Raw genomic sequence first — 13,622 nt, 5'->3', positions numbered from 1 at the left:
AATACAAAGAAGGTCAAAAAAATGTTGATGACAGTAGTAGGCATATACACTTTATATGTACTTATAATGATATATACAAGTGTGATGCAAATAGGTTATATTAACCAAATAAAAAGAAAAACTCCGGTTTTATTGAATGCCGCAGATTTTTTAAAAGCGGCAAATTATGCTGTAGACAAAGAAAAGCTTACAATTGCTCATACATTTATTGATTACTTACTTTTTATCGCGTGGATGGGTGTAGGAATTAGATTTTTAGATTCTTATTTTTATACTTTAGAAGATCCAATGATGATGAATATAATGATAGTGATGAGTTTTGTACTAATAAATTATTTTATATCCTTACCTTTTACTTATTATGAAAAATTTGTTATAGATACAAAATATGGCTTCAACAAATCAACACTTGCACAATGGATAAAAGATACATTGATTACATTTGTAATGACACTGTTTCTAGGTAGCTTAGTTGTCTGGGGTGTTTATGAAATTATTGTAAGTTTTACATTATGGTGGCTTTGGAGTTTCTTATTTATATTTGCAATTGTTATATTGATAAATATGTTGTATCCAGCATTTCGTGCAACATTCTTTGATAAGTTAACACCACTTGAAGATAAAGAGCTCGATAGTGAAATCAAAAGACTTATGGACGCTACAGGGTTTGTAAGTAGTGGTGTTTTTGTAAGTGATGCGAGTAAGCGTGATGCAAGATTAAATGCATATTTTGGTGGATTTGGAAAAGCTAAAAGAGTCGTTTTGTTTGATACACTCATCCAAAAACTGACAACAAAAGAACTATTGGCAGTTTTAGGTCATGAGCTGGGTCATTTTGCTCATGGGGATATTTATAAAAATATTGCATTGGTTGGAGGTATGCTTTTTGTTATGTTTGCAATTTTTGGAAACCTTCCTCAAAGTTTATATCTTGAGTTAGGTCTTTCTAATCAGCCCTATGTCGTCATGATATTGTTGATGCTTTTTATGCCTGTTTTAGGTTTTGTAATGATGCCAATAATGGGAATAATAAGTCGCAGAAATGAGTATGCTGCGGATAAAATGGGGAGTGAACTTGGTGGCGCTGCAGGTGAGATAGAACTTGCTAATGCTTTACAAAAACTTGTGCAAGAAAACAAAAGTTTTCCATTGTCTCACCCTTTATATATCTTTTTTCACTATACACATCCTCCTGTGATAGAGAGACTAAAAGAGTTAGGTGTAGATATTGGGTACATAGAAAAAAGTGGCACTGAGAGTCAATGCAACATAGATATTTAGTTAAAGAGCTTCTTCTTAAAATTACGAAGATGCTAGGTGATATACAAAGAGCACCAAGAGAAGCTCAGCTTCTTTTGATGGCTTATTTGAATGTAGATGAACTTTGGCTTATTACAAACCAAGAAAAAGAGTTAGTTGATGTGGATAAACTTTTTGAATGGGTACAAAGACGTTCGGCAAACGAACCACTTGAATATATAACAAAGAGTGTAAGTTTTTACAGTGAAGAGTTTTATATAGATAAGGGAGCACTTATCCCCCGTCCAGAAACTGAGTTGCTTATAGATGAGGTTATTAAAAGAGTAAAAGATAAAGATACTGCGTTTACTTTTGTAGAGGTTGGCGTAGGGAGTGGTATCATCTCCATTTTACTGGCTAAACATTTTGCAAATGCTAAGTTTATTGCAGTTGATATCTCTAAAGAGGCACTTAAAGTGGCTCAGATAAATATTGAAAGATTTGGACTTCAAGAGAGAATAGAGCTGCGTTTAGGTTCTTTACTTGAACCTATAGATGAGGATATAGACTATCTTGTCTCAAATCCTCCCTATATTGAGAATGGAGTTTCATTAGAAACTAATCTCTCTTATGAACCGCAAAATGCACTTTTTGGCGGTGAAATTGGAGATGAATTAATTAAACAACTACTTGATGAAGTCTTAAAGCAAAAAATTAAGTTTTTTAGTTGTGAGATGGGTTATGATCAAAAAGATAGAATACAAGATTATCTAAACAAAACAGATTTTAAGAGCCTAGATTTTTACAAAGATTACAGCAATTTTGATCGTGGATTTACATTAGAATTATAAAGGTTATACATTGAAAAAAAATATATATTTAGATTTTGCATATTTTATATTATTAGCAGCAAGTTTTGGTGCAGTAATGGTCTTGGGTGCTATTGTGGCTCCAGTAGTTTTTCATACAGATATCATTACTGTGAATTTACTGATTGACCATTATAATGCAGGTATCATTATGGGTGAAATTTTTCGACGCTTTGCTTACTGGATCTATTTTCTTGCTATCTTTGTAGCTGTGTATGAAGCTGCAGCATATAAAATGGGTCAGCGGGATGCGATTAGTTTTGGTGCAGCTGTGATTGTGATATTTACATCACTGCTTTTTAGTAGTGTTTATGTGCCTAAAATATTATCTATGCAGGCTATAGGCGTAGAAGCGACACAAAGTGATACTTTTGAAAATATTCATATAGCAAGTGAGATTGATTTTAAAGTATTGGCTGTGGCTCTTTTAGTGCTTTTTATTCGAAGGTTGTTGATATTGAGAGTTCCTTCAAAATAAGCCCTCTTTTAACACTAAATTAACACTATTTCGCTACTATTTATCTACTAAAATATGGAAGGTAGGTAAATGTCTTTTTTCAAATTTTCAACACTCTTTTTTGTAATGATAACTTCTCTTTTTGCATATCCAAACTACTCAGCTGCTATGAAAGAAAAAAAACTCTATTTGATAGGTGAGAAAATATACAAGAAAAAATGTCCTAATCTGAATCTCACTCATTATAAAAACTATGATTCATTAGAAAAAGATCTTAAACAAAAAAATGTATGTGGTACTTTAAATTCAAGATATGCAGATGCATTGGGCTTATATCTTTGGGAAGTCAAAAAAAATGATAACAAAGCTAAAAGATACCCAAAATTGGAAGTGACTAAAGAAGATAAATGTCCGGTGTGTGGTATGTTTTTATATAAATATCCAAGATGGGTAGCACGTATTGAATATAAAGATAAAAATGTCTCTTTTGATGGAATCAAAGATTTGATGAAATATTATTTTGAACATAAAGAGAATGTTAAAGATATTTTAGTGCAAGAGTACTATACACAAAAAACAATCAATGCAAAAGAAGCTTATTTTGTTGTAGGTAGTGATGTATATGGACCAATGGGAAATGAATTTATAGCTTTTAAGGATGAGCGTTCAGCAAAGCACTTTTTACTTGACCATAGAGGTAAAAAAATAGTAAAATTTAGTGAAATTACTCCTGATGAAGTTTATGAACTTGATGAATAAAAAAAGTATTTATCTCCTTTACTCTTTTGTTTTTCTCTTTTTTTTCTTTATGTTTGAAATTATATTTCTAAACGCAGTATATGCTCCTAATGATAAGGCGCTTAGAATGAAAAATAATTTTGTAAAATTTACTAACTCTACGAATCTTACAATGGCCATAGAAGATAATACTATTAAGTTACGTTCATGAAAAAAATCAATTTTTATCTTTTAGAATATTCTGTCAATTATTTGTTACGGTATAAAGCAAAAAATATATTTGTTCTCTTTGTGCTTACACTACTAACAGCTTTACTAGGAAGCTTTTTATTTTTGCAAAGTTCTTTAAGGTATGAGCTAAACGCAGTAAATGACTCACTCGCAGATATTGTTATAACAAATCAAAAAGCAGGAAAAGATACAACGATAGATGAATCTGTTGTTGATGATATTTTAAATATTAATGGTGTAAGTGATGCAGTTTCTCGGGTATGGGGAACATATAATTTTTCACAAGAAAATGTAAAGTTTTTACTCATAGGGGTTGATGCATTTGAAAATCAATATAATAGTACTTTAAATAAAGTCATAGAAAATAATGATTTCAATGATTCTTCTATCCTTGTAGGTGCTGGAGTAAAGCAAATTTTAGATAAAGCATATTATAGGGATTACTTTAATTTTATCAAGCCCGATGGAAGTCTGCTCAAGCTCTCTATAGCTGGCTTATTTAATGCTCAAACGCAGCTCGAGAGTAATGACATGATAGTTCTTACAAAAAAGAAGCTGAGGGAAATATTTGGCTTTAAACGCAGTGAAGCAACTGACCTTATTGTGCGTGTTGAAAATCCTAAAGAGATATCTTCTATTAAGTATAAGTTACAAAATATGTTCCCTAATGCCAAGATTATGACGAAAGAAGAGTTATTTGTTACTCTTGAAGATAGGTTTAACAAGACAAGTTCTATTTTTTTGATACTTTTTAGTATTACTCTTCTTACTTTTTTTATTATAATATATGACAAAGCTAGTGGACTAAGCAGTGAAGAGAAAAAAGAGATAGGGATACTTAAAGCAATAGGATGGAAGATAGAAAATGTGCTCAGAGCAAGGTTTTATGAGGCTTTGATTGTTTCATTGCTTTCCTATCTTTTAGGTGTTATTATCGCTCTTGCATATGTATATCTTTTGCATGCACCGCTTTTAAAAAATATATTTTTAAATTACAGTGATGCTAAAAATATACATTTGCCTTTTGTGTTTGATATTGAAACCTTGGTTATGCTTTTTTTACTGAGTGTTCCTATTTATATTGCGGCGACTATTATTCCATCGTGGAAGGTGGCTACTCTTGATGCAGACGAGGTGATGCGATGATAAAACTCAAAAATATTAGTAAAATATACCACACTGAGAGTAAAGCGCTTGATAATGTTAGCTTGGAATTTAAAGAGGGTGAATTTGTTGTTTTAAAAGGTGTAAGTGGTAGTGGAAAAAGTACCATTCTTTCACTTATTGCTGGATTATTGAAACCTACTAGTGGGGAGGTTATTGTTGATGGTAAACATATTTCAAAGTTAGCTGATCATTTTTGTAGTGATTATCGACGTGAGAATATTGGATTTATTTTCCAAAGATATAATTTGATTCCAACATTAAGTGTATTAGATAATATTATTATGCCCCTTATCCCTGAAAATTTAGATGAAAAAAGATTACTCAGTAAACTTGAACGTGTACTTACTCTATTTAATATAGCACATAAAAAAGAGAGTCTTGTAAAAAATCTCTCTGGTGGTGAGCAACAAAGAACGGCTATTGCTCGAGCAAATATTAATGAGCCAAAAATAATTTTGGCAGATGAACCAACGGCAAATTTAGATGAAAAACTTTCAATAGAATTTATTGAAAATATTAAAAAACTAAAATCTTCCAATACAACTATAATCTTAGCAACACATGATCCTCTCTTTTTTGATTTGGATATTGTTGACAGAGTTGTAGAAGTTCATAATGGAAAAGTATTGTGCTCTTAACGCCTGAAGTTTTAACTATTACTATCTTAAACGCAGTGATTCTGATTTTTGCAATTATTGCTTTTTATTTTAGTGTGAAAATTCTCTTAAAATATAATCCTGTGCTTACAACGCCTAAACAGTACCAAATGCAAATGCAGAGCTATCTAGTCGCCACTATAATCAAGTTTATTTTGTATGTCAAAATTCCTCTTTTTGTGTTTTTTATATTTACTCTAGACAAAATAGCTACGATTTTACCAGGTGCCATGTGTGGGGCAGGGGTGGTTAATGCAACAGAATATGGTACGAGGTTACTAATGCTCAAGATAGTAAATCTTTACCTTTTTTCTTTTTGGATTGTATTACATCATGAAGATATGAAAAGCGAAGAACAAAAGTATCTCAAAACGAAATTTTTTATTTTTACTATTGCTTTTGTATTACTTTTAACAGAAATATTTTTACAAAATTTGATGTTTTATTCCATTGATGTTAATAGTGTTGTTGATTGTTGTGGTGCTATCTTTTCTACAACAGATGGAAGCTATCTTTCAAAACTTCTTAATATTAAGCCAGTATTTTTATTGTCAATATTTTATGGTATATATTTGTTGATGATGGCAATGTATTTTTTGAAGAATAAATACCTTTTTGCACTATTTAATTTATTTTTTATAATTAGTGCTTTAGTGACTCTTATTGCATTTTTTGGAACATATATTTATGAATTGCCGACGCATCATTGTCCCTTTTGTTTTTTACAAAAAGAGTATCATTATATTGGATATATTTTATATCTTACACTTTTTATAGGAACATTTGAGGGCTTGATTGTAGGTTTCATAGATTTTAGTGAGAAAGATTTGAATGAAAAGTATAAACTTTCTTTGGTTTTTAACTTTATTTACCTTCTTCTTGTAAGTTACTATCCTCTGAGATATTACTATGAAAATGGAGTTTTTCTTTAGAAGTGCCCTTTAGATAGTGTCTTTTTTTGTGCCAAATTTGTCATTCCACCACTCAGCTGGTGTGTAGGTAGACTTTTTAACACTCTCTTCATCTAAAGGGTATTCAAAAGAGTTACAGTAGTCTAAGATAGTTTGATAGGCATCATTAATTTCCATACTCATTTGTGTCGCTTGTTCATAGTTATCACTATGTTTATCTGGATGCCATTTTTTCATTAAATTTTTATATTTATTTTTGATTTCTTTAAGAGAAGTTTTTTCACGTAGGCCAAGAAGTGACTTGGCTTTCATGACTTTGGAAAAGGAGCTCAAGGAGTTTAGTCTTGTTGGTGTCTCATATAAGCAGGAATATCAAGATAGTCACCATCAAGTTCTCCCCCTACAACTAAACGAGGACGAAGTTTTACTTGAGGTGCAGATTCTATTGGAGTCTCAGGAACAAAATCTTCATTATTAGATAACTCTTGTTCAAATCCTGTTGCTACAATAGTGATCTTAACATAGTCTTGCGCAAGATTAGGGTTTGTAGAAGTCCCCCAAATTACTTCAGCTTCATCATGTGCACTTTCATGTACGACATCCATTGCTTCTGCAAGCTCCATCATTGGAAAGTCAGGATGCATACTAAAATGTACAAGAACACCCATTGCACCATTGATTGACATATTATCAAGTAGTGGAGATTCAATAGCTGCTTTGATAGCTTCATAAGCGGCATTTTCACCCTCATGTTCGCCAACGCCCATAAGTGCCATACCCTTATGACTCATAACAGTTTGTAAATCGGCAAAGTCAAGGTTGATATCATTGTCTCCACTTGAAAGAATAACACCAGATGTTCCGCTAACGGCTTGAGCTAAAACACTGTCAACTATTTTAAAACTCTCTTTCATTCCGAGTTTACGATCAATGATAGAAAGAAGTTTGTCATTTGGTATAACAACGATTGAATCACTCTCTTTTTTTAGTTCTTCTAGCCCAGTTTCTGCAAGTTTAAGACGTTTACGTCCTTCAAACATAAATGGTTTTGTTACTACAGAGATTGTAAGTGCTCCAACTTCTTTAGCAATTTGAGCAACAACTGGTGCAGCACCAGTTCCAGTTCCACCACCAAGACCAGCAGAGATAAATACTATGTCAGCACCTTCAAGTGCTTCTCTGATTTCATCATAGTTCTCAAGTGCAGAATCTTTACCAATACTTGGCTTCATTCCTGCACCAAGACCTTTAGTGAGTTTTGCACCGATTTGGATTTTTGAAGCTGCACTTGTCTCATTCAATACCTGCGCATCTGTATTGATAAGCATCATTTCAATGCCTGTTACATTTTCATTTATCATATGTCCAATCATATTGCCGCCGCCGCCACCAACGCCGACAGCTATAATTCTTGCACCGTTAGGGTTGTGTGATTCTTCTACTACAAATGGTTCCATTACTTTACTCCTTTAAAATAGCTGGGTTGCCCAGTTCCAAAATTTATTAAAGCTATTTGCTTCATCACTCTTAGTCTCTTTTTTCTCTTCCAAGTTAAGCATCTTTGCTTGTGGTACTTCTTCTGAAGGTGCAATTGGAATATCAGGAGTACTGATAAAGTCCACATTACTTTGAGCCGTTGGTGTTTCATTCGTGTGTCGTACTCTCTTATTAACGTCAATTTCATATGGCGTATATGCACAAGCTGAATACATAATGAGTCCCACCGCACTTGAATACTCAGGATCTCGTAAAGAGTCAAAAAGTCCATTCATCTCAAGTGGTTTAGCTAAACGTACAGGCATTGAGCCAAATGTAGCAATCGCTAAATCTCTTATGCCGTCCATTTTTGAAAAACCACCTGTTAAAACAATCCCAGCTCCAATTTGTTCTTTAAGACCACTATTTTCAATAAACTGAGCAAGTATCATTAAGGTTTCTTCTACCCTTGCAAAGATAACATTATGAACAACTTCCAAAGATACTTCATGGGTAGTGTTCTCATCCCCAATTATAGGAAGCTCTATAAGTTCATTACTCGGTGTTAAAAGTGAGCCATAGGTTAGCTTTACTTTGTCCGCAACATTGAGTGGCGTGTGCAGAGCCATAGAAAGGTCACTTGTAACGTGGTTTGAGCCTACGCCAAGATATTCATTGTAACGAATAGAATTACCTGAATAAATTGCTATATTGCTTGTATTCCCACCCATGTCAATAACAGCGGCTCCAAGTTCTTTTTCATCTTCATTGAGTGTAGCAATAGCTGAAGCGTAAGAATTAAGAACAACATTTTCAACATCGATACCAGCACCTTTAACAGCTTTTTTGAGATTGTTAAGGTTAGATTTTTGAGTTGTTATGATATGCGTTTCTACTTCTAATCGCGAAGCATTCATTCCAAGTGGGTCTTCAATATAGTCTTGGTCATCTACCTTGAAATTGTAAGGAAGGGCATGTAATACTTCATACTCATTTGGAATGTTTGCATTGTAAAGCGATGTATGCATAACACGTTTAATTTCATCAAGAGAAATTTCTTTGCTTTGTATATTGACAATACCATTAGAATTTAAACTTTTAGTGTAGGCTCCAGACATAGAAACTATAGCAGATGTTATACTACTGCCAGATACTCTTTTTGCATCTTCCACAGCAGTTCTAATACTACGTGAAGCTAACTCGATGTTAGTTATACTTCCTTTTTTTAAGCCTTGTGCTTTTGTTGTTCCTGCTCCTGTAATGGAGATAGAATTATCATTAGCTATTTCGGCTGTTATTGCGCAAATTTTTGTTGAGCCAATATCTATGGCTAAAACAGTTCTACTCAATTTAGAGTCCTTTGACAAATATCTCAGTTTTGTACTTTTCTTGAAGGGTTTTTATCAACCCTTCATTGAACATAGCACTTTTTAGTTTGGTGATTTCTTCACCTATTTTCATGTTAGTGTTAGCTAGCATTTTTTGTTCCAATATGTTATATAAAACAATTTTTCCATCATTTAAAGTTATATAAGCTTTTTTCTTGTCACTAACAAACAATTTTTGTAAAAAATCAGCTGCTTCAACTTTAGAAAGTCCTGTAAGTTTATCTACTGCGTTTACATTGATAAAATCAGATGTTGTACCTGTAAAAGTATCTACAGAACTATTTGCAGTTTGAAGAAGTGCTTGTTGTTTCATCTCTTGAATATAAAGAGGTAAAACATCTGCTTTTGCTTGTTCAAAATCTTTTACTTGTGATGGTATTGTTTGTACGAGAGAAACAATATAATAGACGCCATTTACTTCTACAGGTTTCATATAAGGTTTGACATGAGAAAGTTTTGCTACACCTGTTAAAACTGCTTCTGTAAAAGGGTTGTTTGATTTTGAAATTGTTGCAGTTTGAACTTTTACGTCTTGAGGGAGCTTGTCTTTTTTAAATGCGATATATGTTCTCAAAGATTGATCTTTTGTTGCTTTTTTATCAAGTTCTTTAATAACTTCTGTCTTAGCTTCTTCAAGTGGAAGAATTTTTCCATCTTGAGCTTTGAAGTGTGTACGGTTATCTTGGTAATATTGTGCAATTTTATTTTGATCGTATGTTTTATGTACAGGTTCTTGTTTGATATATTTTATAGAGTAAGCGATTTCTGTTTTGTAGTTGTTTTTTGTGTTTTTCCAAAACTCTTTGAGTTTTGCATCAGAAGTATCTACTTTTACATCATCAAGAGTGAGAACTTTGTAGTTAATTTTATCAGCAATACTAAGCATACTCATAACGATATTTTTCTCGTTTTTGGATACCTCTCCTGGAAGTAAGCTAAGTGTTTTTTGGATAAGGAGCTCTTTTTTTAATTCACTTTCATACTCTTTTGCTGTTAGCCTATTTTGTGAGAGTACTTGCTTGTATGTAGCTTTATCAAAAACACCATCTTTGTAAAAAGCTTTTTGTAATTTGATAACATTAATCATCTCTTCATCTGTTATGATGAGATCATAAGATTTTGCAAGATTTAAAATAAGTGCTTCTTGTACTAACTGTTGTAATGCTTGTTTTTGCAAACCAAACTGTTTTGCTTTTTCTTCGTCAAAGTTTCCTTGAAATACTTTGTTATATTGTGCATATAAACGAGAATAAGATTTTTGTAACTCCCCTTGAGAAATTTCAATGTTACCAACTTTAGCAATTGCACCTGCTTTATCACCATAGCTGTACTGTCCCCAACCTACAAAACCAGCTCCGATAAAAGCGATTGTTGATATCCATATCGTAACAATAAGATACTTCTTATGTCTTTGCATCCATGTAATCATAGTAAAATAAACCTTCTAAAAGAAATTTATCTAATTCTATGTAAATTCCCCTTTAAACTTAATAAAGATGCTTTGTAATGTTAGAATTTGACTATAAAGAATGAAGAAATTGAATAACTGAAGTTGAACGGTGTTTGTGTTAGTAATAAAAGAGCTTTAATCGAAATCAAAAGAACTGTTTGCATTTTCACTACTTAACATAAGTAGACGACAACTCTTTTCTAATATAGCTAATTTTTTTGCCATCTCATGTAAATCTCTGCTATAGGAATAAACACCATATCCACGAATAACAATAATATTTGTTTTTTTTGTTTGAAAATATTTTGTAATTTCACTTTGTGCTCGGTCATACCAATCTTCAAACTGTTTTGGGTTATATATTTCGATTGAACCTAGTTCCTTATGGCCAAAGTAGTCTTGAGGTGTGATGATGTTATGATTGATTGAATAGGCTGTTGTAAATTGTGGCATTGTAAAACATATGTATTTTGCTTCAGAAATTTCTGCATAAATATTTTGATGAATTTTGGCATCAATACTCGCTTGGTTCCAACGATAATCTCTTTTGTAAAAAAGCTCAATTATACTTTTATCATCTATGGCATCAAAGATAGCTTCTTTGCTATTTATAATAAATCGGCTTGATTCAGTTTTTGCCGAAATTGAACCGTGATAGATACCAAAAAAATCCTTTCTGAACATAGAAAGGGAAAGACTAGAAAGCTGTCTTTTTAAATGCCCTTTGTTCATAGTTATTTAAACCAGTTTTTCATTTTATCTATAACAGAATCCAGTATACCTTCATGCGGTGTTGACTCAATACCAAAAGAATCTTGTAATTTGTCGAGTAGTTCAATTTGTTCACTATTTAAGCTTTTTGGATACTGTAGGTTAACAACTGCGATCAAGTTACCTTTCCCATGTCCATGAACATCCTCGATCCCTTCACCTCTAAAAGTAAATCTTTGTTTGTCTTTTGTTCCTACATCAAGTTTTAATTCTAACTCACCTGTTAGTGATGGAATCGTTAGTGTATCTCCTTTGATGGCCTGTGTGAAAAATACAGGAATTTCAATATAAACATCGTTTTCATCTCTGATAAAATGTTTGTCTGGTTTAACCTCAAAAGTAACATATAAGTCACCACGATGACCTTTCTTACCAATGTTTCCTTTTCCTGAAACTCTTAAACGGTTGCCAGTGTCAATACCTTTTGGAACAGAAATAGTAACTTTCTCGCGTACTTCTTCATATCCTTTTCCACGACAACTCTTACATGGATCAGCTGCAGTGGTTCCAGTACCATTACATGCAGGACAGGTTTGAGAAAATGTCATAAAGCCTTGTTTCATATAAACTTGACCTTGTCCCTTACACTGTGGACAGGTTGCTAGTTTACCATCTTTTGCACCTGTACCTTTACACTTTTGACAAGCTTTTTTATATGTATATTCTATCTCTTTTTCGCAGCCAAAAATTGCTTCGTTAAAATTTATGTACATTTCTACATTGATATCTAATGGATATTTGTCCATGTCTGCAGGATTTTGCCGTCTTGATCTACCACCTCCACCAAAACCACCACCAAACATCTCTTCAAACATTGAACCTAAGTCATCAAATCCAGAAGAACGGGATCTTCCACCACCCATGTTTTGTAGACCCTCTTTACCATACTGATCATAGATACTTCTTTGTTGGTCATCACTTAAACATTGGTATGCTTCATTAACAAGCTTAAATTTATGTTCAGCTTCTTTATCGCCGGCATTTTTATCTGGATGATAAAGCTTTGCCATTTTTCTGTAAGCTTTTTTAATAGTTGTCTTATCTGCACCTTGTGACACTTCTAAAATTTCATAATAGCTTAAGTCTTCCATAATAATAAAATCCTATTGAAAATTTTTTTGAAATTATACCCATTTTATAGTTTAAAAATAAATAATTTGATGTTATACTTGCGTTTATGAAAACTAATATTATTTTATTTGTAATTTTGCTACTTTTTTATGGCTGTGCTAAAGAACCTAAGATACTTTTTAGTGATTTATCTGAGACATATTTAGTTGAGAGTTCATTTAGTGAACTCCCTGAAGTTGAAGATGACAACTTTACAGAAGTTTTAAAAAACTTTACAAATAGTTGCCAAGCAAACAAAACAAAAAAATTATATGCTGATCTTTGTAGTCAAGCATCAAGTGTAGTAGATGCTAAAGGCTTTATTCTTAAGAATTTTACTCCTTATCAAATATATAATGAAGATGAAAGTGATACTGGTATGCTGACAGGTTATTATGAACCTTTAATCCATGCTTCTTTAGTAGAAACTGAAAGGTATCCATATCCACTATATGAAACGCCTAAAGATTTAATAAGCGTTGATCTCTCTTCACTGTATCCAGAATTACAACATTATAGATTACGAGGTCGTTTAGATGGAAATAAACTTATCCCATATCCTTCAAGGCAAGAGATAAAAAAAGGGGATGTGAACGCTTCAGTAATTTGCTATTGTGATTCAAAAATTGATAGATTCTTCCTTGAAGTACAAGGATCAGGAAAAGTTCTCTTAGATGATAATGCAACAATGTTTGTTGGATATGCAAACCAAAATGGACATAAGTATAAATCTATTGGCAAATATTTAGTAAAAAACGGTAATATAGCTCTAGAAAATATATCTTTGCAAAGTATAGTAAAATGGTTAGATGCTCATCCACAAAAGATTGATGAAGTGCTGAATTATAATGATGCAATGGTTTTTTTTCAAAAAAGAAATCAAGGAGCAACTGGAGCTTTAGGATTAGAGTTGACACCGAAACGTTCTGTTGCAGTGGATAGAAAGTATATTCCCCTAGGCAGTATGCTTTTTGTAAACGCAGTAGATAAGAGTACAAATATAAAAAAGATAGTATTTGCTCAAGATACGGGAGGCGCTATAAAAGGTGCTACTCGTGCTGATTATTTTGCAGGAAGAGGGAAAGAAGCTCTTAAAGTGGCGGGTAGCCTTAAAGCACCACTTAAATTATGGATACTACTACCAAAAAATAAAAGAAAA

General features: G+C 32.6%; 15 protein-coding genes. 9 read left to right on the top strand and 6 right to left on the bottom strand.

The window, feature by feature from the left end; genetic code table 11:
• Window positions 1–21 precede the first annotated feature (21 nt).
• The 8 genes from MV052_RS09735 to MV052_RS09700 all read left to right on the top strand — a co-directional run bounded on the left by MV052_RS09735 (window position 22) and on the right by MV052_RS09700 (window position 6,289).
• The gene (locus tag MV052_RS09735) at window positions 22–1,281 is read left to right on the top strand and encodes a M48 family metallopeptidase (RefSeq protein WP_297443844.1); all 1,260 of its coding nucleotides are present in this window, start codon (window positions 22–24) and stop codon (window positions 1,279–1,281) included.
• Window positions 1,263–2,090, top strand: coding sequence for a peptide chain release factor N(5)-glutamine methyltransferase (gene prmC / locus MV052_RS09730; protein WP_297443842.1), 828 nt, complete (start codon window positions 1,263–1,265; stop codon window positions 2,088–2,090). Before MV052_RS09735 ends, prmC begins: the two co-directional genes overlap by 19 nt.
• 10 nt (window positions 2,091–2,100) lie before the next feature.
• Window positions 2,101–2,586, top strand: a complete 486-nt coding sequence (locus tag MV052_RS09725) for a DUF4149 domain-containing protein (protein ID WP_297443840.1) — start codon at window positions 2,101–2,103, stop codon at window positions 2,584–2,586.
• 69 nt (window positions 2,587–2,655) lie between these two features.
• Window positions 2,656–3,324 (top strand): nitrous oxide reductase accessory protein NosL, encoded by a 669-nt coding sequence (locus MV052_RS09720; RefSeq protein WP_297443838.1) that lies wholly within the window; start codon window positions 2,656–2,658, stop codon window positions 3,322–3,324.
• Complete coding sequence (locus MV052_RS09715) at window positions 3,317–3,514, top strand: hypothetical protein (RefSeq protein WP_297443836.1); 198 nt, start codon at window positions 3,317–3,319, stop codon at window positions 3,512–3,514. The genes MV052_RS09720 and MV052_RS09715 overlap by 8 nt, the downstream gene beginning before the upstream one ends.
• A complete protein-coding gene (locus MV052_RS09710) occupies window positions 3,511–4,680 on the top strand; it encodes an FtsX-like permease family protein (protein WP_297443834.1) in 1,170 nt (389 codons plus the stop codon). The genes MV052_RS09715 and MV052_RS09710 overlap by 4 nt, the downstream gene beginning before the upstream one ends.
• Window positions 4,677–5,339, top strand: coding sequence for an ABC transporter ATP-binding protein (locus MV052_RS09705; protein WP_297443832.1), 663 nt, complete (start codon window positions 4,677–4,679; stop codon window positions 5,337–5,339). Before MV052_RS09710 ends, MV052_RS09705 begins: the two co-directional genes overlap by 4 nt.
• A complete protein-coding gene (locus MV052_RS09700) occupies window positions 5,330–6,289 on the top strand; it encodes a hypothetical protein (RefSeq protein ID WP_297443831.1) in 960 nt (319 codons plus the stop codon). Before MV052_RS09705 ends, MV052_RS09700 begins: the two co-directional genes overlap by 10 nt.
• A 9-nt stretch (window positions 6,290–6,298) precedes the next feature.
• Here the strand turns inward: MV052_RS09700 and MV052_RS09695 are convergent, their stop codons facing one another.
• The 6 genes from MV052_RS09695 to dnaJ all read right to left on the bottom strand — a co-directional run bounded on the left by MV052_RS09695 (window position 6,299) and on the right by dnaJ (window position 12,444).
• Window positions 6,299–6,580: a J domain-containing protein gene (locus MV052_RS09695; protein ID WP_297443829.1), complete on the bottom strand. Its 282-nt coding sequence runs from the start codon at window positions 6,578–6,580 to the stop codon at window positions 6,299–6,301.
• 26 nt (window positions 6,581–6,606) lie between these two features.
• On the bottom strand, window positions 6,607–7,725 hold the full coding sequence (ftsZ, locus tag MV052_RS09690; RefSeq protein WP_297443827.1) for a cell division protein FtsZ: 1,119 nt from the start codon (window positions 7,723–7,725) through the stop codon (window positions 6,607–6,609).
• Between the two features lie 12 nt (window positions 7,726–7,737).
• Window positions 7,738–9,093, bottom strand: a complete 1,356-nt coding sequence (gene ftsA, locus MV052_RS09685) for a cell division protein FtsA (protein ID WP_297443824.1) — start codon at window positions 9,091–9,093, stop codon at window positions 7,738–7,740.
• A 1-nt stretch (window position 9,094) separates the two neighbouring features.
• Window positions 9,095–10,561, bottom strand: a complete 1,467-nt coding sequence (locus MV052_RS09680; protein WP_297443822.1) for a peptidylprolyl isomerase — start codon at window positions 10,559–10,561, stop codon at window positions 9,095–9,097.
• Between the two features lie 156 nt (window positions 10,562–10,717).
• Window positions 10,718–11,314 (bottom strand): class II aldolase and adducin N-terminal domain-containing protein, encoded by a 597-nt coding sequence (locus MV052_RS09675; protein ID WP_297443820.1) that lies wholly within the window; start codon window positions 11,312–11,314, stop codon window positions 10,718–10,720.
• Between the two features lie 2 nt (window positions 11,315–11,316).
• Window positions 11,317–12,444: a molecular chaperone DnaJ gene (gene dnaJ / locus MV052_RS09670; protein WP_297443818.1), complete on the bottom strand. Its 1,128-nt coding sequence runs from the start codon at window positions 12,442–12,444 to the stop codon at window positions 11,317–11,319.
• 86 nt (window positions 12,445–12,530) lie between these two features.
• Between dnaJ and MV052_RS09665 the strand changes: the two genes are divergently transcribed.
• A partial coding sequence (locus tag MV052_RS09665; protein WP_297443816.1) for a murein transglycosylase A occupies window positions 12,531–13,622 on the top strand: 1,092 nt, incomplete at its 3' end.

Origin of the sequence: Sulfurimonas sp. (assembly GCF_026988655.1) — a bacterium.
Classification (GTDB): domain Bacteria; phylum Campylobacterota; class Campylobacteria; order Campylobacterales; family Sulfurimonadaceae; genus Sulfurimonas.
This window is presented reverse-complemented; position numbering and strand designations above follow the sequence as displayed.